Consider the following 20703-nt stretch of genomic DNA (forward strand, 5'->3'; position numbering starts at 1 on the left):
GGCCCGGGTGCGGCCCAGGCGGACCAGGACCGCCGCGAGGCCCGGGGGCCGCCGCGGCTCATCGGTCCGCCCCGCGCAGCCGCCCGCCCTCGAGCCGGAGCACGCTGTCGCCGCGGGCGGCCAGCTCCCGGTCGTGGGTGACCACGACCAGCGCGCACCCCCGCCGGCGGGGCAGGGCGAACAGCAGGTCGGCGACCTTGTCCCGGTCGTCCGGATCGAGTGCGCCGGTCGGCTCGTCGGCCAGCACCAGCGAGGGCTCGGTGATCAGGGCCCGGGCCACCGCGGTGCGCTGGTGCTCGCCCCCCGACAGCTCCGCGGTGGTCTCGGCCGCGGTGGTGACGTCCAGTTCGGCCAGCAGGGCGCGGGCCCGCTCGGCGGACCGCTCCGCTCCCAGGCCGGCCAGCAGCCCGGCCAGGGCGACGTTCTCCACCGGGGTGAGCTCCGGCAGCAGCTCCCCGGCCTGGAAGACCATTCCGATCTCCCGGCCGCGCATCAGCGCCAGGGCCCGCCGGCGCATCCGGGTGACCTCGTTCCCCGCGACGCGGATACTGCCGCTCCCGGGGGCGGTCAGGCCCGTGATGCAGGCCAGCAGGGTGCTCTTGCCGCTCCCGCTGGGGCCGGTGATCACGGTGGAGGTGCCCCGGCGGGCCTCCAGCCCGACCCCGTCCAGCAGGAGGCGGCCGCCGACCCGGAGGCTCACCCCGCGGATCTGGAGCGGCACCGGTTCTCCCCCGGTGCCGGCCGGGGCCGGTTCGGCGATGCCGTGCGGCATTCTCGGTTCTCTTCTCGGAGCGGGGGCCTTTCCTGCGGGCCCGGTGGCGGTTCGGACAGAAGGCCGGGTCGTCCCGGCGGCGGCCCCGCGCGGACCGAAAAAGAGGGACTTCTCGGAAATTCTGCGCGGGGCCGCCGTTCTCTCAGCGGTCAGGCCTTCCAGTCACTGCAGGAATCGGGCCAGGACCCGATGCTCTCGCAGACGCGGAGCTTGATGATCTTGGACCCGCTTCCGCTGGTCGCGGTCGTCTTGTAGCCGCTCTTGTTGTGCAGGGTCCGCTCGGTCCCGGCCGAGGCCTGGCGGTAATAGTTCCCGTAGACGGTGCGGTTGTCGTCCTCACCGTCGTAGACGGAGATCTTGGCGCCGCTGGAGGTGGTGTAGGCCTTGTCCTTGCCCTGGGTGGCCGTGATGGCCATGGCGGTGCCGCTGAGCAGCGGCAGGGCGGCGAGGGCCGCGATCGCCGTTCCGGCGATGATCTTGCGCGCGTTCACAGGGGCGGTTCTCCTGATCCTCCATATTCGGTTGGCTGGGGGACAGGCCCGGCCGGGCGGAAGGATCATGGCAGGGAAACCGCCGGTTAACAGACACGGCCCCGAGTGAAAAGAATTGAAAACCGCATTGAAGCCTGTAGGCGGAGCGTGGCCGGATTCGGCCATGAAACCGATTTCATTTTCCGTGGTGCACTGCAAAAGCCTCCGGCGGGAATCCGCCGGAACCGCGGACCGGGGCGGCGGCCCCGGCGGGAAAGAGCGCGCGGCCGCGGTCCGCCGCGTTGGGCGGGCCGCGGCCGCGCAGAGCCGTCCGGGCGGTCCCGGGAGGACCGGTCAGGCGATCGATCCGCCGTCCACCAGGATGGCGGTGCCGGTGATGTTGCCGGCCGCCGGGCCGGCCAGGAACGCCACCGTGCCGGCGATCTCCTCGGCGGTGTTGTAGCGGCCCAGCGCGGTCAGGCCCCGCTGGGCGTCGGCGTGGCCGCCGTCGGCCGGGTTCATCTCGGTGTCGGTGGAGCCCGGGTGCACCACGTTCGCGGTGATCCCGCGCGGCCCCAGGTCCCGGGCGATCCCCTTGCTGAAGCCGACCAGCGCCGCCTTGCTCATCGAGTACAGGCTCAGCCCCGGGTTGAAGGTGCTCTCCGCCAGGTTGCTGCCGATGCTGACGATCCGGGCCCCCTCCCGCAGGTGCGGAAGCGCCGCCTTGACCGCGACGAACGCCGCGCGGACGTGCACCCCCATCACCTGCTCGTACTCCTCCAGCGTCAGCTCCGCGATGCTCTTCTGGACGTAGATCCCGGCGTTGTTGACCAGGACGTCCAGCCCGCCGAGCTCCTCCGCCGCCCGGTCCACCGCCGCGGTGAGCGCCTCCGCGTCGGCGACGTCGGCGCGGAGCGCGACCGCGGTGCCGCCCCGCTCCTCGATCCGGCGCACCACCTTCTCCGCCCGCTCCGGCGAGGCGTTGTAGGTCAGCGCCACCGCCGCCCCGTCCTCGGCCAGCCGCTCCGCGATGGCGGCGCCGATGCCCCTGCTGCCCCCGGTGACCAGCGCGGCCTTGCCGTCGAGCGAACCCATGTCCCGTCCTCCGTACGTGTCGGTGCGTTCCGTGGAACTTTTTAAGTAGCGATCGCTACATAATTGGTAGCATCGAAGCTCCACGGACCACAAGCGAGCGTCCGGCGACTGTGCAGGGGGTCACATGGCGGGAAGGGGGCGCCCCCGGCGCTTCGACCGGGACGCGGCACTGGCCGCCGCCATGGAGCTGTTCTGGCGGCACGGCTACGAGGGCACCTCGCTGAACATGCTGACCTCGGCGATGGGCATCACCCCGACCAGCCTCTACGCGGCCTTCGGCTCCAAGGACGACCTCTTCCGCGAGGCCGTCCGGCTCTACAACTCCCCCGAGCGCTCCGCGATCCCGAAGGCGCTGGGCCTCCCCGGCACCCGCGACGCCGTGGAGGCCCTGCTCCGGGAGAGCGCCGACGCCTACACCGACCCGGCCACCCCGGCCGGCTGCATGGTCTTCACCGCCGCCACCAACCTCGGCGCCGGCCACGAGCACATCGGCCGCCTCCTCGCCGACTGCCGCCGCGACACCCTCGACCTGATCCGGGAGCGCATCGAACGCGGCACCGCCGAGGGCGACCTCCCCGCCGGCACCGACGCCGCGGCCCTGGCCTGCTACGTCCAGATCGTCATGGAGGGCCTCTCCGCCCAGGCCCGCGACGCCCGCCCGCGCGAGGACCTGGACGCCGCCATCGACATCGCGATGCTGGGCTGGGACGCGGCGGTCGCCCGCACGGCCGAGGACGCCTGACTCGTCTTCGCGTCATCCCCGCCCATCGTCCTTCTGTTCTCTTCTTGAGCAGGATTTGCCCATGAAACCGACCTTTACGAAGTAGATTCGTAGTTCACCGGACGCGTCCTCGAAGCGGTGCCGCACCGGCGGGGCCCGCCTCACCGCGTCGCCGAATACTCCCGGAAGGTCCGCCCGCCGAACCGTGTCCCGGGCACCAGGTTCTCGCCTCTCGCGAAGGCCGCGAACGTCTTCCCCGGGGCGCTCACCTGCAGGATCGGTTTCCGGGAGCCGGTCGCCCGCTGCCACTGGCGGGCCAGTACCCCGGCCCTGAGGACCTCCGGGCCGCCGATGTCGGGGGCGCGGCCGGCCGGATCCCCCGAGGCCAGTTCGGTGAGGCGGTCCGCCACGTCGGTGACGTCGATCGGCTGGAACGGGATGCGCGGCACCAGCAGCACCGGCAGCCGCTTCTGCGCCGCGAAGATCCGGGCGATCAGCGAATGGAACTGCGTCGCGCGCTGGATCGTGTGCGGCAGGCCGGAGCCGGTGAGCAGCCGCTCGATCTCCAGCCGCTGCCGGTAGAAGGGCAGCGGGATCCGGTCGATGCCGACGATGCTGATCAGCACCAGGTGGCCGACGCCCGCCCGGTCCGCCTCGGCGAACAGGTTCGCGGCGGCGGTGATGTCGCTCCCGGCGTTGGCCGTGGCGCAGTGCACCACGGTGTCGGCGCCGTCCAGGGCCTGCGGGACCCCCTCCCCGGTGAGCAGGTCGCCGGTGGTCAGGCCGGGGCCGGTGCGGCGGCTGAGGACGCGGACGCGGTGGCCGGCGGTGCGGAGCGCGGCCGCCGTGGGGGTGCCGAGGTCGCCGGTGCCGCCGGTGACGAGTGTCGTGGTCATGTGAGGATGTGTTCCCTTCCCGTCCCGCGGCCGGGTGCGGCCGCACCCGTGAGGACAGGGCGGGGCCCCGGTATGTGACGGCCCCGCCGCCCCGCTCCCCCGGTGTGCGCGGCGGGGCGCCTCCCGGAGAGGGCCCGCCGCCGCGCATGCCGCGCGTACGGCCGCGGGCCGGTCAGGCTCCGGCGCGGCGGATCGGCATCATGGTGGGGACCGGGTCCCCGGTGAGGAAGTCCAGGACCAGGCGGGCGCAGAGGTCCGGCTTCTCCAGGAAGAGGACGTGCGAGGTGCCGGGGACGACCGCGAGTTCGGCGCCGGGGATCGACTCGTAGAGGAACCGGGTGTGCTCGGGGCGGACGATGTCGTCGTCGCCGGCCATGACCAGGGTCCGGGCCCGGATCGAGGCCAGGTGGTCGGCGGTCACCGGGGGCTGCGTCTCGAAGAGGTCGACCGTCTTCCGCACCACGACCGGGAAGTGCTCCCGGCCGTCCGGGGATACCTCGGCGTACATGTCGGCGATCACCTCCGGCGGCTCGCCCTCCGCGCTGGGGCGCATGCCGGGGAGGAACCCCTCGGCGTCGGCGGCGCCGCTGACCAGGACCAGGCGGGAGACCAGGTCGGGGCGGCGGACCGCCAGGTGCATGGCCAGGTGGGCGCCCTGGCTGTAGGCGACCAGGTGGGCCGGGCCGCCGGCGACCTTCTCCAGGAACGCGACGGTGTCCCCGACCAGCGCGTCGACCGTGTAGGGCCCGTCCGCGTCGGGGGTGTGCCCGTGCCCGCGGCGCTCGGGGGTGAGCACCCGGAATCGCCCGGCCAGGGCGTCCAGCGCCAGGCCGAAGTAGCGGGCGTCGCTCAGTCCGCCGTGCATGAGCACCAGCGGTTCGCCCTCCCCCTGCTCGGCGTACCAGGTGCGGACCCCGCCCAGGTCGATGGTGGTCTCCATTGCGGCTCTCCCTCGTCTGCGTCGTCGGGCGTTCGAACATGCAGACGACCGGCGGGCCGGAAACTCATCGGCGCCCGGCCGGGGCGCTGGGCGGCCCGGCCGGGCGCGGGGGTCAGGCGGGGTCGACCATCTTGGCGTTCAGCCGCTCCGGGTCGGGCCAGCGGACCTTGGTGGCCCAGCCGAGCTTCTCGAAGGCCCAGATCACCCGGGCGGAGATGTCGATCTGGCCCTTGAGCACGCCGTGCCGGGCGCAGGTGGGGTCGGCGTGGTGCAGGTTGTGCCAGGACTCGCCGAAGGAGGGGATGGCCAGCCACTACACGTTCCGGGACCGGTCCCGGACCTCGAAGTTCTCCTCGCCGATGGTGTGGCAGATCGAGTTCACCGACCAGGTCACGTGCTGCTGCAGCGCCAGGCGGATCAGGCCGCCCCAGAAGAACGCGGTCAGCGCGCCCCACCAGGACATCGTCACCAGGCCGCCGATCGCGGCCGGGGCGAGCATGGAGAACAGGAAGACCGCCCCGGCCCACCGGTCGATGCGCACGATGTCGCGGTCCTTGAGCAGGTCCGGGGCGAAGCGCCGGAGCGAGGTCTTGCGGTCGTCCAGGTAGAGCCAGCCCATGTGCGCGTAGTAGAGCCCCTTGGCGACCGAGCGCCAGTCGTCGCCGAAGCGCCACGGCGAGTGCGGGTCGCCCTCGTGGTCGGCGTACTTGTGGTGCCGGCGGTGGTCGGCCACCCACTTGATCACGCTGCCCTCGAAGGCCATGGTCCCGGCGAGGGCCAGGGCGATGCGCAGCGGCCGGCCGGCCTTGAACGAGCCGTGCGTGAAGTACCGGTGGAAGCCGACGGTGATGCCGAGTCCGCCGATCACGTAGAACACCGTGCCGATGATGATGTCGGTCCAGGTCAGCGCCCATCCCCAGGCGAAGGGCACCGCGGCGGCCAGGGCCAGCAGCGGGATGAGGACGTAGGCGAAGACGGTGAAGCGCTCGCCCCGGCCGCGCAGTTCGGGGTCGAGGTCGCCCTCCCGGATCCCGCTCCCGCGCGGCTGCTCCGCCTTGCCCTGCGAGGGCGCGGAGGGTGTCGGTGAGGCTGCGGCCATGGTCCACCTCTCGGCTGTCGGTCCGGCTTACCTACGCCACCGTAACCTACGGGACCGTAGGTTCGTGGGAGACCGGGCCCTCCGCGCCGCGCCGGACCGGCGCGCGCCTCCGCCGACCTGGCGGACTCCGGTGCGGCGGCCGGATGCGGCCACCGCACCGGAGCCGCACCGGAAGGCCTCCGCCTGCGGGCCCGTCAGTCCGCGGCGCCCTGGACCGCCTCCTCGATCGCCTCCTGCGCGGCGGAGCGGTCCATGACGGTGAAGACCTTCGTCGGCTCCTTCTCGATCACCGAGTCGCTGACGACGAGGAGCGGGCAGCCGTCCGAGCCGGGCCCGACGTCGCCGGAGGCGACGACCTCGCCGGTACGCAGCTCGTAGACGGTGTACTCGTAGGACAGCCCGTACAGCGGGAGCTCGACCGACTCCCCGCCGCCCGTCGGGATCCCGAAGCGCCCCGGCTCGTACGCGCAGGTGGTGATCTCCTCGTCGCCCTCGTCCGCGTGGTCGATGCAGGCGAGCAGCGCGGCCTCCTCCGGCGAGTCCGGAAGCCACTCCTCGTAGGGGCCGTCCTCCTGCAGCCGGTGCCCCGAGTAATCGGCGTCGTTGGTGCGGGAGTTGCTGAACACCGCGGTGGGGTGCGGCCCCTCGCCCGCGTACTCGGCCGCGCCGGGGTAGCCGTCGGCGATGTCCTCGTCACTGTTCTCCCGGCAGTAGGTGTCCAGGTCCTCCACCTCCTCGAACTCGGGGGCGGGCGAGCGGGTCGGGGAGGGCGGCGCGGAGGAGGGCGCCGCGGCGGGCTCCTCTTCTGCGCCGGAGCAGCCCGCGGCGGCCGCGAGCAGCAGCGCCGCCGGGATCGCGGCCAGGGGGCCGAGGGCGGCGCCTCCGCTGCGGGGGCGGTGGGGGGTGGGCATCCTTCGCCGTTCCTTTCGGGTGAGGTCGGGGGCGCGGGTCGCAGGGCCCCTCCGGGCCTGATCGGCGCGCCCATCATTCCAGCGGCGCCCGGCACCGGGGAGCGGCGGACGGGGCGCCGGGGCAGGGCGGGGCCGGCGGGCGCGGTCCGGGGCGGGGTCTGCGCGGTCAGGCGCGCAGGCCGCGGACGACCTCGTCGACGAGGCGGGCGAGGACCTCTTCGGGCTCGCCCCGGACCCGGCCGGCGCCCCCCTCGGCGTGCAGGTGCGCGGAGAGGGTGAAGGTCACCAGGCCGTGCAGGGTGGACCAGGTGAGCAGGGTGAAGTCGGTGGGGTCGCCGGGGCGCACGGCGCCGTCGCGCTGGCCCTGGCCGATGGCCTCGGCCGCGGTGTCGAAGAGCCGCTCGGCGGCGGCGCGCAGCGCGGCGGCCTGCGGGGTGTCGCCGTGCTTCTGGGAGAGCACCCAGTCGCCGAACATCAGCCGGTACTGCCGCGGGTACTCCAGGGCGAAGGCGATGTAGGCGCGGCAGACCTCGCGGAGCGCGCCGGGGGCGTCCCCGGCGGTCCGGCCGGCCGCGGCGGCCCGGGCGCGCAGCAGGTCGAAGGAGCGGATCGCGACCGCGCGGAGCAGGTCCTCCTTGCCCTGGAAGTGCCGGTAGGGGGCGGTCCGCGAGACCCCGGCCCGGCGGCCGACCTCGCGCAGGGTGACGGCCTCGGGGCCGCCCTCGCCCAGCAGCTCCCAGGCGGCGGCGAGCAGCCGCTCCCGGGTCGGCGGCCCGGCCCCGGCGACGGCCGAGTCCACCGGTTCAGGCCCCTGGGCTGCGATCATGCGCCGACCGTAGGACACCCCGTTGACAGCGTCAACTCGACGCCCTAGGTTGACGGTGTCAACCTCGACCTCGGGAGGCACGCCTTGGACACCACCGTCAACGGCGAACCGGCCACCGCACCCGACCCCGACGCGCCCGCCGCCGGGCTGATCCGCGAGGGGCTCGGCCTCACCGGCACCAAGGTCGCCTGCGGGCAGGGGGTCTGCGGCGCCTGCACCGTGCTGGTCGACGGCGAGCCCGCCGCCTCCTGCCTGCTGCCCTGCTCCGCGCTGGAGGGGCGCTCGGTCACCACCGTCGAGGGCCTCGGCGGCGACCACCCGGTGCAGCGCGCCTTCGCCGCGCACGACGCCCTGCAGTGCGGCTTCTGCACCCCGGGCTTCGTGGTGGAGGCCGCCGCCTTCACCGACCGCTGGCGCGCCGAGCACGGCGACACCGCCCCCGGGCGGGACGAGATCGCCGACGCGCTCGCCGGCCACCTCTGCCGCTGCGGCGCCTACCAGGGGATCTACGCCGCCGTCGCGGCCGCCTGCACCGGCGCCTTCGACGAGGACACCGGCGCCGAGCCGCCCCGGGCCGAGGCCGCGGAGAAGGTCACCGGCCGCGCCCGGTACGCCACCGACTCCTACCCGGAGGGGTACTGGGAGGCGGTGCTGGTCCGCTCCCCCGTCCCGCACGCCCGGGTCCGCTCCGTGGACACCGGGGCGCTGGCGGGCCTGGGGGCGGTCCACACCGACCTGCTCGGCGAGGACCGCACGGTGCGCTACACCGGCCGGCCGGTGCTGGCGGTGGCCGCCCCGACCAGGGCGGCGGCCCGCGCCGCGGCCGCCGCGGTCCGGATCGACTACGAGGAGCTCCCGGCCGCCCTCGACACCGAGCAGGCCGGCAAGCCCGGCGCGCCGCAGGTCTACCCCGACGCGAAGGCGCGCCGCGCCGCGCCGTCCAGCAACGAGGCCGCCGCGGTCCCCGCCCGCTGGCAGGGCAACGTCCGCGGCCCGGCCGGGCTGGGGTTCCGGCGCGGCACCGCCGTACGGCGGATCAACGAGGCGCACGCCCGCGGCGACCGGCTGCTGTTCGCCGCGGAGTTCAGCACCGCGGTGCAGGTGCACACCCCGCTCGAACCGCACGCCTGCACGGCCCGCTGGGACGGCGGCGAGCTGTACGTCGAGGCCTCCACCCAGACCGTCGACGGGCTGGCCCGGGCCGCCGCGCAGCGCTGGGGCCTGCCCCTGGACCGGGTGCACGTGCGCGCCCACCACGTCGGCGGCGGGTTCGGCGCCAAGGCCGGGCTGGGCCTGGAGACGGTCGCCGCGGTCGAGCTGGCCCGGCTGGCCGGGGCGCCGGTGCGGCTGGTGTTCGACCGGGCCGAGGAGCTCTCCGACGCCGGGAACCGGCCGGGCACCCGCACCCGGCTGGCCATGCTCGCCGGCGCCGACGGCGGGCTGTCCGCGCTGACCGTGGACTCCTGGGGCGACGGCGGCGTCTCCATCGGCTCCAGCACCGCCGCGATGGCGATGCTGCTCTACGGCCGCTCGCCGCGCCGGGTGCGCGACCACGACGTGGTCACCAACCGGCCGCCGGGCTCGCCGTTCCGCGGCCCCAACGGCGCCCCGATGGCCTGGGCCCTGGAGCAGGCGGTGGACGAGCTCGCCGACCGGCTGGGCGAGGACCCGATCGCGCTCCGCCGCCGCTGGGACGGCAACCCCAAGCGGCGCGCCCTCTACGACACGGCCGCGGCCCTGCCGCTCTGGCGGGAGCGGCCCCGCGGCCCGCAGACCGGGCGGTTCCGGCGCGGGGTGGGGGTGGCCGCCTCCAACTGGCCCTACCTGCTGGACCCCAGCGCCCGGGTGGAGCTGGCGGTGGAGGACGGCCGGGTGGTGGCCCGCACCGCCACCCAGGACATCGGCACCGGGGTGCGCACCGTCATCGCCCGGGTGGTCCGCGAGGAGCTGGGGCTGGAGGCCGACCAGGTCCGGGTGGAGACCGGCGACAGCGGCCCGGTCCCGGGCCCCGGGGCGTTCGGCAGCCGCAGCACCACCTCGGTCGGCCCCGCCGCCCGCGACGCGGCCCGCTCGCTCGCCGCGGAGCTGGCCGGGCGCGGCGCCGGCGGCGCCCCGGTCACCCGGGAGGCGCTGAAGTCCGCCGAGGGGCTGCGGGTCACCGGCCGCCGCACCCGCGACCGCCGCGGCCCGCTCACCCCGGCGGTGAACGGCGGGGTGGTCGCGGTCGGCCGCGGCCTGGCCGGGGCGCTGCACGTGATGGAGGTGGAGGTGGACACCCTCCTCGGGTCGGTGCGGCCGCTGCGCTGCTGGGCCGGGGTGGCCTCCGGGCGGATCTACGCCGAGCGGCCCGCCCGCAACCAGGCCGAGGGCGGCGTGGTGCAGGGCATCGGCTACGCCCTGTTCGAGCAGCGCGTCACCGACCCGGCCACCGGCGCGGTGCTCACCGACAACCTGGAGGACTACCGGATCCCCGGGATCGGCGACGTCCCCGACATCGACGTCCACTTCCACCGGGAGGGCTGGGAGCACGTGCCCGGCGGCGGCGTCGGCCTGGGCGAGGTCACCACCGTCGGGGTGGCGGCCTCGGTGGCCAACGCGGTCCGCGCCGCCACCGGCTGGCGCCCGCTGGACCTGCCCATCACCCCGGCCCGGCTGCTGGCGGGGATCGGGTGAGCCCCGAGCGCCCCCTCCGGCCGCCGGCCGGAGGCGCCCGCACCGAGCTTCGACGGAAGGATCCGCGATGAGTGCACCGACCGACGTCGCCGCCGCGGCGGCCCTGCTGGAGCGCGGCGGGGAGGCCCGCGCGGGCGGCACCGACGTGATGGCCCGCGCGGCCACCGGGGCCGCGGCCGGCCCCTTCACCGACCTGGGCCGGGTGGCGGGGCTGCGCGGCATCGAGTGGGACGCCGAGGGGGCGGCGCGGATCGGGGCGACCACCACCGTCGCCCGGATCGCGGCCGACCCGGCGCTGCGCGAGGCCTACCCGGCGCTGACCGCGACCGCCGCCGCGCTGGCCACCCCGCAGATCCGCGCGGTGGGCACGATCGGCGGCAACCTGCTGCAGCGCAACCGCTGCTGGTACTTCCGCAACCCGGCGTTCTCCTGCCACCAGGACGGCGGCGAGGGCTGCCCGGCCCGGGAGGGCGACCACCGGCACGGCACCGTCTTCGACACCTCCCCCTGCGTGGCGCCGCATCCGTCGTCGCTGGCGGCGGCGCTGCTGGTCTACGGCGCCCGGGTGGAGGCGGTGCGGTCCGGTGAGACGTCGGTGCTGCCGGTCGCCGACCTCTACGACCCCGCCGACGGGGCCCGCGACCACGTGCTGGCCGCCGGGGACCTGCTGACCGCGGTGCTGCTGCCGCCGCCCGCGGCGGGCGAGACGGCGGCCTACCGGCGGGCCACCGCCCGCTCCCGCGCCGAGTGGCCGATGGTGGAGGCCGTCGCCCGGGTGGTGCGCGACGGCGGCCGGGTGGTCTCGGCGGCGGTCGCGGCCGGCGGCGTCGCCCGCGCCCCCGTCCGGCTGCCCGAGGTGGAGGCCGCCCTGGTCGGCGGGGCGGCGGACCCGTCCGCCGCCGCGGAGGCGGTGGCCGGCCTGCCGGGCCGCTGCTCGCCGCTGCCGGGCACCCGGTACAAGGCCGCTCTGCTCCGCGACACGGTCCGCGACGTCCTGGAGCGGGCCCTGGCCTGACCGCCGCCGGGGCGGCGCGGGGGGATCGGTCTCCCCCGCGCCGCCCCGCGGACCGGCTCCGGGGCCGCTCAGCCGCCGGTCTCCCCCTGGTCGATCACCTGGCCGCCGCCGCCCATGAAGGGGTCGTCCGGCTCGTCGGTGAGGACCAGCTCGACCGAGCCGGAGAAGGGCCGGTAGAACACGGCCGCGACGAGCAGGCCGCCGGGGACCTGGTCCGGTTCCAGCTCGGTCCGGGGCCGGCCCTCGCCCCTCTCGGGCTCCGGCGCCAGCCGGTTGAAGGCCTCCACCTCGAAGCCGGCGCCCGCCAGCCGCTCGCGGACCTCGGCGACCGGGCGGCCCACCAGGGCCCCGGTGTCGATGACCCCGATGGCGGAGGCGTCCTCCACCGGCGAGGAGCCGTCCCAGTACTCTCCGGGGGCGGCCTCCCTCGACACGTCGATCCTCACCGTGTCCCGGTAGTCCTTGGGGACCTTCAGCACCATGGGGCAGGAGTCCGGGGCACCGCACTCCGCCCCCGGGGCCAGCCGCACGCCGCGGCCCTCGGGCGGCCCGCTGTGCCAGGACACGCTCAGCAGCTCGAACCCGCCCTCCCCCGGCATCACGGGGACCAGGTTCAGCTCCACGTCGACCCCGTACTCGGCGAGCTCTTCGGAGTACTCGGCGGTGTCGGCCGTCGGGTCGACGATCTCGGCGATGATGTAGTGGTCGTCCTCGGTGATCTCCAGGGCGCGGGCCTCGCCGGGCCCGAAGAGGGGCAGCCGGTCGGCGCCCCCCGGGGCGAGCACCGCGGCTCCGAGCACGGCGGCGGCCGCCGCCGGGACGACGAAGGCGGTGCGGAGCAGGCGCCGCCGGGACCGGTTCGGAGCGGGCGCCGGAGGGGCGTGCTCCGCGCCTCCCGCGGCGTCCCGGGCGTCGGCCTCGACCAGGGCGAGGAGGCCGTCCGCGGAGGACGCGGCGGTCTCCGGCAGCCCGTCGATGCGGGGTTCGATGGCGCGCAGCGCGCGCCCGGTCTCGTCGTTCGTGTCCTTCATCGGGTGCCTCCCAATCCGTAGGCGCGGACGGCGGTCAGCGGTTCCTCCGGGGTCTCCGGCGCGGACGCCAGCCCGGCGGCGTGCAGCGCCCTTCTGAACCGCTTGCGGGCGCGGTGCAGCCGGATGCGCGCGGCGTTGCGGGAGATCCCGAGGACGACGGCGATCTCGGCCGCCTCCAGCTCCTCCCACCCGGCCAGGGAGAGCAGTTCGCGGTCGGTCTCCGGGAGGGTGCGGAACACCCTGCCGATGTCGACCAGGTCGGCGCCGGCGGGCGGGGTGACGGTGGTGCCGGCCGTCTCCGCGCGCAGCCGCTCGGCCAGCCGGGTGCGGCGGCGCGTGCCCCGGCCCCGGTTGGCGAGCACGTTGCGGGCGACCCCGTAGAGCCAGGGGAGCCCCTGGTCGCCCGGGGGCAGCGCGTCGATGCGCTGCCAGGCGATGAGGAAGGTGTCGGCCACCGTGTCGGCGGCCTCGTCGGGGTGCCCGGTCCGGCGCAGCGCGTATCTGAGCAGGTCGTCGCGGTGGGCGGCGTAGGCCGCCTCGAAACGCTCGGCGTCCGGGGGCGGACTGGGGACGTCGGGGGGCAAATCGGCCTCTTTTCGGCGGGTGCGGTTCTCCGTCTTCCCCCCTCCATGTCCGGCTCGGCGGTCCGCGTTTCACCGGTCCCCCGGTTCCGCCGCGCTCCGGTCCCCGGCGGGCCGCGGGGGCGCCCGCCGTTTCGGGGCCGGCGTCTTGCTCCGGGACGTCCGCGCCGGGCGGGGAGGCCCTTGCCGGCGTGCCGGCGCCGTCCGGGGCCGCCGTCCTCCGCCGCTGCCGGCTGTTCCCCCGCCGGGCCCGGCGGTCTCGGGGGCGGCGGGCGGAGCCGGGCCTTCCGGAGGGCGCGGCCGCCCCGGCGCCGCTCCCCCGGGGGGCGTCCCCCGGCCGGTTCGGCGCTCCGGCCTGCGCGGTGCGGGGGCGCGGGCCGGCGCCGGTCAGCCGGTGCGCGGGGCGGTGCGGGTCCTGCGGCGGCGGACCAGCAGCGCGGCGGCCGCCGCCGCGCCCGCGGCGAACAGGCCGGCGGCGACCAGGAGCGGCCCGCCGGCGACGCCCAGGATGTAGACCGGGCGCGACACGGTGACGACCTCCCGGTAGGGCTCGTCGGAGGCCGCGGGGGCGAACCGGAAGTCGCCGGTGACCCGGGAGGGGTCGTCGATGTCGTGCTGGAGCACGGTGAGGTAGGCGCCGTCGCCGACCAGGTCGGCGGCGTCCGCGGAGGCCAGGTCGGCGGGGTCGACCGGGCCGGCGAAGTCGACCCGGGCCGGGACGTCGGCGGCCAGGGCGTCGGCGCGCTCCATCCGGTGCTCGCCGAGCAGGTAGAGGCGGACCGACTGGGGGCGCTCCGCGGCACCGGTGAGCCGCATCGGGTAGACCGGCTCATCGGTCGCGAAGTCGGCGCGGAGCGGCTGCAGACCGCCCTGGAGCTCCTCCTCCCCGTCCGGGGCGAGGCGGACCGCGACGTAGTACCAGCCCTGCTCGACGTAGGGGGCCAGCAGCCGCTCGACCTCGGGCTCCAGTTCGAAGCCCTCCTCGTCCAGCCAGCCGGCCAGCGCGCCCTCGTCGGCGGCGCCGAGCACCGCGACGTCCAGCGGGCCCAGCCTGGAGCGCTCCAGCACGTCCACCCCGCCGGGGGCGCCGCCGGCCGCGTCGCCCGCCCCGTACAGCGAGAACAGGTCCTCGGGCCACCAGTCGTCGACCTGCACCCGCTCCGGGGCGGCGACCCGGTCCAGGTCGGCGAAGACCCCGCTCTCGCCGAGGGAGACCTCCGCGGGGGCGGGGGTGGGCAGCACCAGGGCCGCCTCGGGGGCGGTGCCGCTGAGTCCCAGCCGCATCAGCACGCTCTGCTCGCCGTCGCCGACGCGCACCACCGCCGCCTCGTCGGCGACCTCGGCCTCGGAGAGCAGGGCGCCGCAGGCGCAGGCCCAGGAGCCGGTGGCGGCGGGCAGGCCGAGCCCGCCGACCAGTGCCGCGGCCGCCGCGACCGCCGCGCGCGCCGCCCATCGCCGATACCCCATGGCCCACCGCCGTTCCGCCGCCCCGCCGGGCCGTCCCGGCCCCGCCCGTCCGGGAGTGGGACGGCGCGCGGCCGCGGCCGGTTCCCCTCCGCCCCGGCGGCCGCGGGGCGCGCGGCCGGCCCGGGAGGCGCGGAGCGGGCGCTCCGCCGGGTCGGGGAGCGCCCGCCGGTGCGGGCCCGCGGGCCGGGGGCCGGGGGGCGCGCCGACGGGAAGGGCGGGGCGGACCGCGGCGGGCCCGGCGCGATCGCCGCGCCCCCGGGGTCCGCTCAGCCGCGGAGCAGCGCCTGGTGGGCCAGTTCCCGGCAGGTGATGCCGAAGTCCATGCCGGCGGCCTGGAGGGCCATCGGGAACAGCGAGGTCTCGGTCATCCCTGGGGCGACGTTGGCCTCCAGGAAGACCACCCGCCCGGAGGGTTCGACGATCATGTCGGTGCGGGACAGGTCGCGCAGGCCCAGGGCGCGGTGCGCGGTGAGCGCGGCGTCCATGGCGGCGCGGGCGGCCGCCGCGTCCAGCCGGGCCGGCGCGAAGAACTCGGTGCGCCCGGCGGTGTAGCGGGCCGAGTAGTCGTAGACCCCGCCGTCCGGCACGATCTCCACCGGCGGCAGCGCCACCGGGCCGTCGCCGGTGTCGAGCACGCCGACCGCGATCTCGGTGCCGTCGATGCGCTCCTCCACCATGGCGGTGTCGCCGTAGGCGAAGCTGCTGACCAGGGCGTTGGAGAGCTCGTCGGTGGTGGAGGCGGGGGCGGCGCCGAAGGCGGACCCGCCCTGGTCGGGCTTGACGAACAGCGGCAGGCCCAGCGCGGCGGCGATCCGGTCGACCAGTTCGCGGGCGCCCAGGTCGCGGAAGGCGGTCTTGGGCAGGGTGACGCCGCGCGGGACCGCGACGCCCTCCGCGGCGACCAGGGACTTGGCGATGGGCTTGGAGAACGCGGCCCGGCAGGCGTCGGGGCGCGCCCCGACGTAGGGCACGCCGCTGGTCTCCAGCACCTCGCGGATGGCGCCGTCCTCGCCGGGGGCGCCGTGCAGCACCGGGAAGACGGCCTGCGGCGGGTCGGCGGCCAGCCGGCCCAGCAGGGCGGCGTCGACGTCGGCGGTCTGCACCTCGACGTCGAGGCGGCGCAGGGACTCCGCCACCCGGAGCCCGGAGCGCACGCTCACCTCGTGCTCGGGGGAGAGCCCGCCGGCGAGGACGAGGACCCGGTGCAGGTCGGCCACTGTTCTGCCCACTTTCTGTCGCGCCGCGCGCGCGGACGGCGCCGCCGTCCGCGCGGCACCGGAGGGCCCCGTGCCCTCCGGCCGGTGTACTGCTGTCACGTCTGGTTCCGCCTTCTCGGGGCCGGCCCCGGAGCCGGCGGCCCCGCCCGCCTTCTCCGGGCCCGGGCCGCTAGGGCAGGTCGGGGGTGGGGGCGTCGCCGCCGGGGGCGGGCGGTGCGGGGGTGGCGCCGAAGGTGTCGCGCAGCGCGGCCTCGTTCTCGATGACGCCCACCAGCCGCCGGACGCCCTCGCGGATCTGCTCGGGGGTGGGGTAGCAGAACGACAGCCGCATGTTGCGGTGCCCCTCGTCGGAGGCGAAGAAGCCGGTGCCCGGCACGTAGGCGACCCGCTCGCCGACCGCGCGGGGCAGCATGGCCTTGGCGTCCAGCCCCTCGGGCAGGGTCACCCAGACGAAGAAGCCGCCCTCGGGCCGGGTCCAGGAGGCGCCGGGGGGCATCAGCGCCTCCAGGCTCGCGAGCATGGCGTCGCGCCGCTCGCGGTACATCTCGTTGAACTCCTTGATCTGCTCGCGCCACGGGTGCTCGGCGAGGTAGCGGCCGACCACCAGCTGGTTGAAGGTGGAGTGGCTGAGCATGGCCGACTCGGCGGCCAGGACGAGCTTGGCGCGCACCGCCGAGGGGGCCAGCGCCCACCCGATGCGGAAGCCGGGCGAGAGGGTCTTGGAGAACGAGCCCAGGTAGATGACGTTGTCCGGGGCGTCGGCGCGGAGCGCCCGCTCGGCCTCGCCCTCGTAGCGGAGCAGGCCGTAGGGGTTGTCCTCGAGCACGAGCAGGCCGTGCCGGCGGCAGATCTCCAGGACCCGGCGGCGGCGCTCGGCGGTGAGGGTGACGCCGGCCGGGTTCTGGAAGTTGGGCACGGTGTAGAAGAACTTGGCGCGGCGCCCGGCGGCGGCCAGCGCGGCCAGCCGCTCCTCCAGCGCCTCGGGGAGCACGCCCCGGTCGTCCATGGCGACGTGCTGGATGTCGGCCTGGAAGGCGGCGAAGGTGTTGATCGCGGTGACGTAGGTGGGCGCTTCGGCCAGCACCACGTCGCCGGGGTCGATGAAGACCCGGGTGACCAGGTCGAGGGCCTGCTGGGAGCCGACGGTGACGATGACGTCCTCGGCGGAGGCGTCGATGCCCTCCAGCGCCATGACCTCGCAGATCCGCTCGCGCAGCGCGGGGTCGCCCTGGGCGGACCCGTACTGCAGCGCGGTGGCGCCCTGCTCGGTGGTGACCCGGCGGACGATGTCGCCCATCTCCTCCAGCGGCAGCGCGCCCACGTTGGGCATCCCGCCGGCCAGCGAGACCACCTCCGGGCGGGAGGCGACGGCGAACAGTGCGCGGACCTCCGATGCCACCATGCCCTGTGCCCGTGCGGCGTAGGAGCCGACGTAGGGGTCGATGCGCGAGCCCTGCGGTGCGGGCTCGCCGGTGGTCTCCCGGGGATCCGTGGTCACGGTCCACCTCCGCTGTTTCGGATTGGGACAGGTGGGACGCCCGGGGGCGCGCGGTGGTTCTGCCGGGTGCCCCGGACATGCGGACCGGGACGGGCGGGCGCGGACGCCCGGGCGCCCCGGTCGGTCATCGGGCCAGTCTACGTGCGCGCGGCGGCGGCCCGGGGCCGACCCGCGGAATCAGGACGAATCGCCCGGCGGCCGCACCGGGGCGGGCCCCGGTGCGGCCGTGTGCGCTGGGCTTTCCCGGCCCGGCGCTCCCCCGCCGGTGCGCGCCGCGCCGCGCACCGGTCCGGGCATGGCCGGAATCACCGCCCCCGCAGTGGAAAAGGCCGGTCCGAACCGTTCTGACCAGGTTCTTCGGTATGGGAACATGAACCGCCCCGGCGGTGTTCCGGAATGCGCCGCGGCCCCGCCGCGGCCCGCCCGCCGGCGGTCTCTTCTCTTCCTCGATCAGAGTTCAGGGGGTGTGCAGTGCGTATCGCGATCGCGCAGACGGACGCTCGGCTCGGTGACGTCCAGAGCAATCTCAACGAGGCGCGGCAGAGGATCGCCGAAGCGGCCGAAGACGGCGCCGACCTGGTGGTCTTCCCGGAACTGAGCCTGCACGGCTATGCCCTGGGCTCGGTGGCCGAGGACACCTCGGTGGCGGTCGGCGACCCGCGGCTGGCCGCGCTCTCCGAGGCCGGCCCCGATGTGCTGGTCGGCATCTACGAGCGGGCGGGGCTACGGCACCACAACACCGCGGTCTACCTGTCCGGCGGCCGCGCGGTGCACGTGCAGCGCAAGCTCTACCTGCCGAACTACCTGATGTGGGAGGAGCGCAAGCACTTCTACCCCGGTCAGCGGCTGAACGCCTTCGACACCGCGCACGGCCGGATGGCCTCGCTGATCTGCAACGACGCCTGGCAGCCGATGCTGCCGTGGCTGGCCGCGCAGGACGGGGCGGAGGTGCTGCTGGTCACCGCGAACAGCGCGGCGGTCAGCGACGAGTCCACCGTGGACAACTTCAGCTACTGGCGCGAGCTGCTCCGCTACACCGCGCGGATGCAGCAGTGCTGGGTGGTGTTCGTGAACCGGGTGGGCGACGAGGACGGCGCGTCGTTCTGGGGCGGCTCGCACGTGGTGGACCCGGGCGGCGCGGTGGTGGCCGAGGCCCCGCTGTGGGAGCCGGCGCTGGTGGTGGCCGACGTCGACGTGCACGCGGCCCGGCAGCGGCGGCGGACCGTCCCACTCCTCCAGGACCCGCGGTTCGACCTGCTCGCCCGGGAGATCGGCCGGCTGCACTCCGCCGAGACCGGCTGAGGAGGCCGGTGGGCCGGCCGGGCCCCGGCGGAGCGTGCTCCGCCGGGGCCCGGCCCTTTTCCGGCCCGGTCCTCATCCGGGGCAGGACGGCCGGCGGGTCCCGGTCCCTCGCGGGGTCGGGGCGGCCGGCGGGGTTGCCGAGCGGGGCGCGAGGGCGCTCTGCCACGATGATCGGGTGGAGACGACGCCAGCCCCCGCCCCGCCCGCCGCCGCGGTCGCCGAACCGGTGGCCTCCCCCGAGGCCCCGGTCCGCTCGGGGGTGCCCGAGCACGGCCGGGTGCCCAAGTACTACGCGGTGAAGACCGCGGTGGAGGAGCTGGTCGGGGGGATGGCCGAGGGGTCGGTGCTGCCCACCGAGCGGGAGCTGGCCGAGCGCTTCGGGGTGGCCCGGGAGACGGTCCGCCAGGCCCTGCGCGACCTGCTGCTGCAGGGGCGGCTGCGCCGCTCCGGCCGGGGCACCGCGGTGGCCGGGCCGAAGCTGGCCCAGCCGCTGTCGCTGCGCAGCTACACCGAGGGGGTGCGCCACCGCGGCCAGGTGCCGGGCCGGACCCTGATCGGGCTGGAGCGCCGCCCGGCCGGCGGCGCGCTGGGCGCGCGGCTGGACATCGGCGCCGGGGCCCCGGTCTGGCACATGGAGCGGCTGCTCTTCGCCGACGAGGAGCGCGTCGGCCTGGAGAGCACCTACGTGCCGGCCGACCGCTTCCCCGACCTGGACACCGGTTTCGACCCGGACTCCTCGTTCTACGCCTACCTGGGCCGGCACGGGGTGCGGCTGGCCGAGGGCGAGGAGCGGATCGAGACGCTGCTGGCCACCCCGCGCGAGGCGCTGCTCATCGGCACCCCGCCGGCGCTGCCGATGCTGCTGCTGAACCGGCTGTCCCGAGACGCCGGCGGCGCCCCGGTGGAGCACGTCCGCTCGCTGTACCGGGGCGACCGGTTCAGCTTCACCGCCGCCCTCCGCGAAGAGCCCTGACCCGGGCCGGGCCCGGGCCCGGCCCGCGTTCCAGGCGGACGGCGAGACCGGAGACAAGGCCGGAAAGAGGACCGGCCAGTCGGCCGGGCGCGGCACCCCACGGGTCGGGGTTCAGACCAGCGGCGACGGCGCAGGTGGGGGCGGGGCGGAGGCGATCGCCCGAGCGCGGCATCTCGCGGAGCGAAGGTCAAGACGGGCAGCGACGGCGGAAGGGGGACCGGCCGGTCGGTCCGGCGCGGCACCCCACAGAGCGAAGCTCCAAGCAGGCGGCGACGACAGCGGTAGGGGCGGGGGCGGGGCGGAGGCGATCGCCCGAGCGCGGCATCTCGCGGAGCGAAGGTTCAAGCCAGCGGCGACGGCAGCGGTAGGGGCGGGGCGGAGGTGGCCACCCGGGCGCGGGCCCCACGGGGCGGGGGTTCAAGCGGGCGGCGAAGGCGGGCAGGGGAACCGGCCGGTCGGTCGGGCGTGGCAGAGCGGGGCGGGGCGGCAGGGGTGGGGGCAGGTGGCGGGGTGGCCGTGCCCGCGTCGCCCGGGCGGCGTGGCCGGCCGCCGCTGAAACCGACACACCTTCCTGACCTGGGTGAATACGCAGGGTGATGGCAGGGTAGGGCGCCCTGCGCACCGCGAGAGCACCCCGGTGATTCCCGGGCGCGCATCCCGACCCGGAACAGGCCCCTGGCGGCCCGAATCGCCTCGATCGGGCCGGTGTTGGGGGGTTCGAGCGGCCCGGAAGGCCGGGAGGCAGGGGGCCGGAACCCGGGGAGGGATGGCGCGGGGGCGGAATGTCGCTTTTGCCCTGCGGGGAGGACCCGCCTTGGCCACTCTGGGTGATCGGCGAGGGGGTGGTGGGGGTCTGGGGGCTTGCTACTCGCTGGTAGATGTAATCGGGGTGCTCTCGCGGTGCGCAGGGCGCCCCCACCTGCGCCCGCCCCTCGCCGCGAACCGGGCATATGGGGATAAGGCTCCCCTGGTGGGTGCGGGCCGGGCCGGTGAACGCGGCGCCCGGCCCCCTCCCGCCTTCGCCGCCTGTTTGAACCCCCGCTCCGCGAGGCGCCGCACCGGACCGACCGGCCGGTCCCCCTCCCGCCCTCGCCGCCGGTTTGAACCCCGGCCCCGCGAGACGCCGCACCCGGCTGGGGCGCCCGGCCCCGCCCCTACCGCTGCCGCCGCTGCCCGTCTTGACCTTCGCTCCGCGAGACGCCGCACCCGACCGACC

The 20703-nt window shown here is 76.2% G+C and carries 17 protein-coding genes and 1 pseudogene; 5 read left to right on the forward strand and 13 right to left on the reverse strand.

Annotated features, from left to right (window positions below):
• Positions 1-58: 58 nt before the first annotated feature.
• From D459_RS0104730 to D459_RS0104740, 3 genes are all read right to left on the reverse strand, one after another.
• Positions 59-772 (reverse strand): ABC transporter ATP-binding protein, encoded by a 714-nt coding sequence (locus D459_RS0104730; RefSeq protein WP_017591848.1) that lies wholly within the window; start codon positions 770-772, stop codon positions 59-61.
• 149 nt (positions 773-921) lie between these two features.
• Positions 922-1263, reverse strand: a complete 342-nt coding sequence (locus D459_RS0104735) for a hypothetical protein (protein ID WP_017591849.1) — start codon at positions 1261-1263, stop codon at positions 922-924.
• 333 nt (positions 1264-1596) lie between these two features.
• Complete coding sequence (locus D459_RS0104740) at positions 1597-2337, reverse strand: SDR family NAD(P)-dependent oxidoreductase (RefSeq protein WP_017591850.1); 741 nt, start codon at positions 2335-2337, stop codon at positions 1597-1599.
• 124 nt (positions 2338-2461) lie between these two features.
• On the opposite strand from D459_RS0104740, the gene D459_RS0104745 reads away from it, so the two are divergent.
• Positions 2462-3079, forward strand: a complete 618-nt coding sequence (locus tag D459_RS0104745) for a TetR/AcrR family transcriptional regulator (RefSeq protein WP_017591851.1) — start codon at positions 2462-2464, stop codon at positions 3077-3079.
• Between the two features lie 140 nt (positions 3080-3219).
• Here D459_RS0104745 and D459_RS0104750 read toward each other — a convergent pair whose 3' ends face one another.
• From D459_RS0104750 to D459_RS0104770, 5 genes and pseudogenes are all read right to left on the reverse strand, one after another.
• Positions 3220-3954 carry an SDR family oxidoreductase gene (locus D459_RS0104750; RefSeq protein WP_017591852.1) on the reverse strand — a complete coding sequence of 245 codons (735 nt, stop codon included), beginning with the start codon at positions 3952-3954 and terminating at the stop codon, positions 3220-3222.
• 172 nt (positions 3955-4126) lie between these two features.
• Positions 4127-4894 carry an alpha/beta fold hydrolase gene (locus D459_RS0104755; protein ID WP_017591853.1) on the reverse strand — a complete coding sequence of 256 codons (768 nt, stop codon included), beginning with the start codon at positions 4892-4894 and terminating at the stop codon, positions 4127-4129.
• Between the two features lie 112 nt (positions 4895-5006).
• A pseudogene (locus tag D459_RS30745) lies at positions 5007-5993 on the reverse strand (acyl-CoA desaturase).
• A gap of 194 nt (positions 5994-6187) precedes the next feature.
• Entirely contained in the window at positions 6188-6904 is a 717-nt protein-coding gene (locus D459_RS0104765) for a hypothetical protein (protein WP_017591856.1), read from the reverse strand.
• 166 nt (positions 6905-7070) lie between these two features.
• Entirely contained in the window at positions 7071-7730 is a 660-nt protein-coding gene (locus tag D459_RS0104770; protein ID WP_051065314.1) for a TetR/AcrR family transcriptional regulator, read from the reverse strand.
• Positions 7731-7814: 84 nt separating this feature from the next.
• Here D459_RS0104770 and D459_RS0104775 point away from each other — a divergent pair, with 84 nt between their 5' ends.
• Together D459_RS0104775 and D459_RS0104780 are read left to right on the forward strand one after the other, a co-directional pair.
• The gene (locus tag D459_RS0104775) at positions 7815-10403 is read left to right on the forward strand and encodes a molybdopterin-dependent oxidoreductase (RefSeq protein ID WP_017591858.1); all 2589 of its coding nucleotides are present in this window, start codon (positions 7815-7817) and stop codon (positions 10401-10403) included.
• 67 nt (positions 10404-10470) lie between these two features.
• On the forward strand, positions 10471-11418 hold the full coding sequence (locus tag D459_RS0104780) for an FAD binding domain-containing protein (protein WP_017591859.1): 948 nt from the start codon (positions 10471-10473) through the stop codon (positions 11416-11418).
• Between the two features lie 68 nt (positions 11419-11486).
• On the opposite strand, the gene D459_RS0104785 is transcribed toward D459_RS0104780, so the two are convergent.
• The 5 genes from D459_RS0104785 to D459_RS0104805 all read right to left on the reverse strand — a co-directional run bounded on the left by D459_RS0104785 (position 11487) and on the right by D459_RS0104805 (position 17212).
• Positions 11487-12449 carry a hypothetical protein gene (locus D459_RS0104785; protein ID WP_017591860.1) on the reverse strand — a complete coding sequence of 321 codons (963 nt, stop codon included), beginning with the start codon at positions 12447-12449 and terminating at the stop codon, positions 11487-11489.
• Complete coding sequence (locus D459_RS0104790; protein WP_017591861.1) at positions 12446-13033, reverse strand: RNA polymerase sigma factor; 588 nt, start codon at positions 13031-13033, stop codon at positions 12446-12448. The genes D459_RS0104785 and D459_RS0104790 overlap by 4 nt, the downstream gene beginning before the upstream one ends.
• A 384-nt stretch (positions 13034-13417) precedes the next feature.
• A complete protein-coding gene (locus D459_RS0104795; RefSeq protein ID WP_017591862.1) occupies positions 13418-14497 on the reverse strand; it encodes a DUF2330 domain-containing protein in 1080 nt (359 codons plus the stop codon).
• Positions 14498-14763: 266 nt separating this feature from the next.
• Positions 14764-15714 carry a D-alanine--D-alanine ligase family protein gene (locus D459_RS0104800; RefSeq protein ID WP_017591863.1) on the reverse strand — a complete coding sequence of 317 codons (951 nt, stop codon included), beginning with the start codon at positions 15712-15714 and terminating at the stop codon, positions 14764-14766.
• Between the two features lie 169 nt (positions 15715-15883).
• Entirely contained in the window at positions 15884-17212 is a 1329-nt protein-coding gene (locus D459_RS0104805) for an aminotransferase-like domain-containing protein (RefSeq protein WP_017591864.1), read from the reverse strand.
• Between the two features lie 471 nt (positions 17213-17683).
• Between D459_RS0104805 and D459_RS0104810 the strand changes: the two genes are divergently transcribed.
• Both D459_RS0104810 and D459_RS0104815 read left to right on the forward strand, forming a co-directional pair.
• On the forward strand, positions 17684-18514 hold the full coding sequence (locus D459_RS0104810) for a nitrilase-related carbon-nitrogen hydrolase (RefSeq protein ID WP_017591865.1): 831 nt from the start codon (positions 17684-17686) through the stop codon (positions 18512-18514).
• A 226-nt stretch (positions 18515-18740) separates the two neighbouring features.
• Positions 18741-19487, forward strand: coding sequence for a GntR family transcriptional regulator (locus tag D459_RS0104815; RefSeq protein ID WP_026120061.1), 747 nt, complete (start codon positions 18741-18743; stop codon positions 19485-19487).
• Positions 19488-20703: the final 1216 nt, after the last annotated feature.

The organism is Nocardiopsis potens DSM 45234, from assembly GCF_000341105.1.
In the GTDB taxonomy this organism is placed as follows: domain Bacteria; phylum Actinomycetota; class Actinomycetes; order Streptosporangiales; family Streptosporangiaceae; genus Nocardiopsis_A; species Nocardiopsis_A potens.

Excerpts from the sequence above, each read along its gene's own strand:
- D459_RS0104795 (WP_017591862.1), bottom strand. The coding sequence starts at position 14,497 with ATGGGGTATCGGCGATGGGCGGCGCGCGCGGCGGTCGCGGCGGCCGCG.
- D459_RS0104740 (WP_017591850.1), bottom strand. The coding sequence starts at position 2,337 with ATGGGTTCGCTCGACGGCAAGGCCGCGCTGGTCACCGGGGGCAGCAGG.
- D459_RS0104730 (WP_017591848.1), bottom strand. The coding sequence starts at position 772 with ATGCCGCACGGCATCGCCGAACCGGCCCCGGCCGGCACCGGGGGAGAA.
- D459_RS0104765 (WP_017591856.1), bottom strand. The coding sequence starts at position 6,904 with ATGCCCACCCCCCACCGCCCCCGCAGCGGAGGCGCCGCCCTCGGCCCC.
- D459_RS0104770 (WP_051065314.1), bottom strand. The coding sequence starts at position 7,730 with ATGATCGCAGCCCAGGGGCCTGAACCGGTGGACTCGGCCGTCGCCGGG.
- D459_RS0104745 (WP_017591851.1), top strand. The coding sequence starts at position 2,462 with ATGGCGGGAAGGGGGCGCCCCCGGCGCTTCGACCGGGACGCGGCACTG.
- D459_RS0104780 (WP_017591859.1), top strand. The coding sequence starts at position 10,471 with ATGAGTGCACCGACCGACGTCGCCGCCGCGGCGGCCCTGCTGGAGCGC.
- D459_RS0104750 (WP_017591852.1), bottom strand. The coding sequence starts at position 3,954 with ATGACCACGACACTCGTCACCGGCGGCACCGGCGACCTCGGCACCCCC.
- D459_RS0104785 (WP_017591860.1), bottom strand. The coding sequence starts at position 12,449 with ATGAAGGACACGAACGACGAGACCGGGCGCGCGCTGCGCGCCATCGAA.
- D459_RS0104755 (WP_017591853.1), bottom strand. The coding sequence starts at position 4,894 with ATGGAGACCACCATCGACCTGGGCGGGGTCCGCACCTGGTACGCCGAG.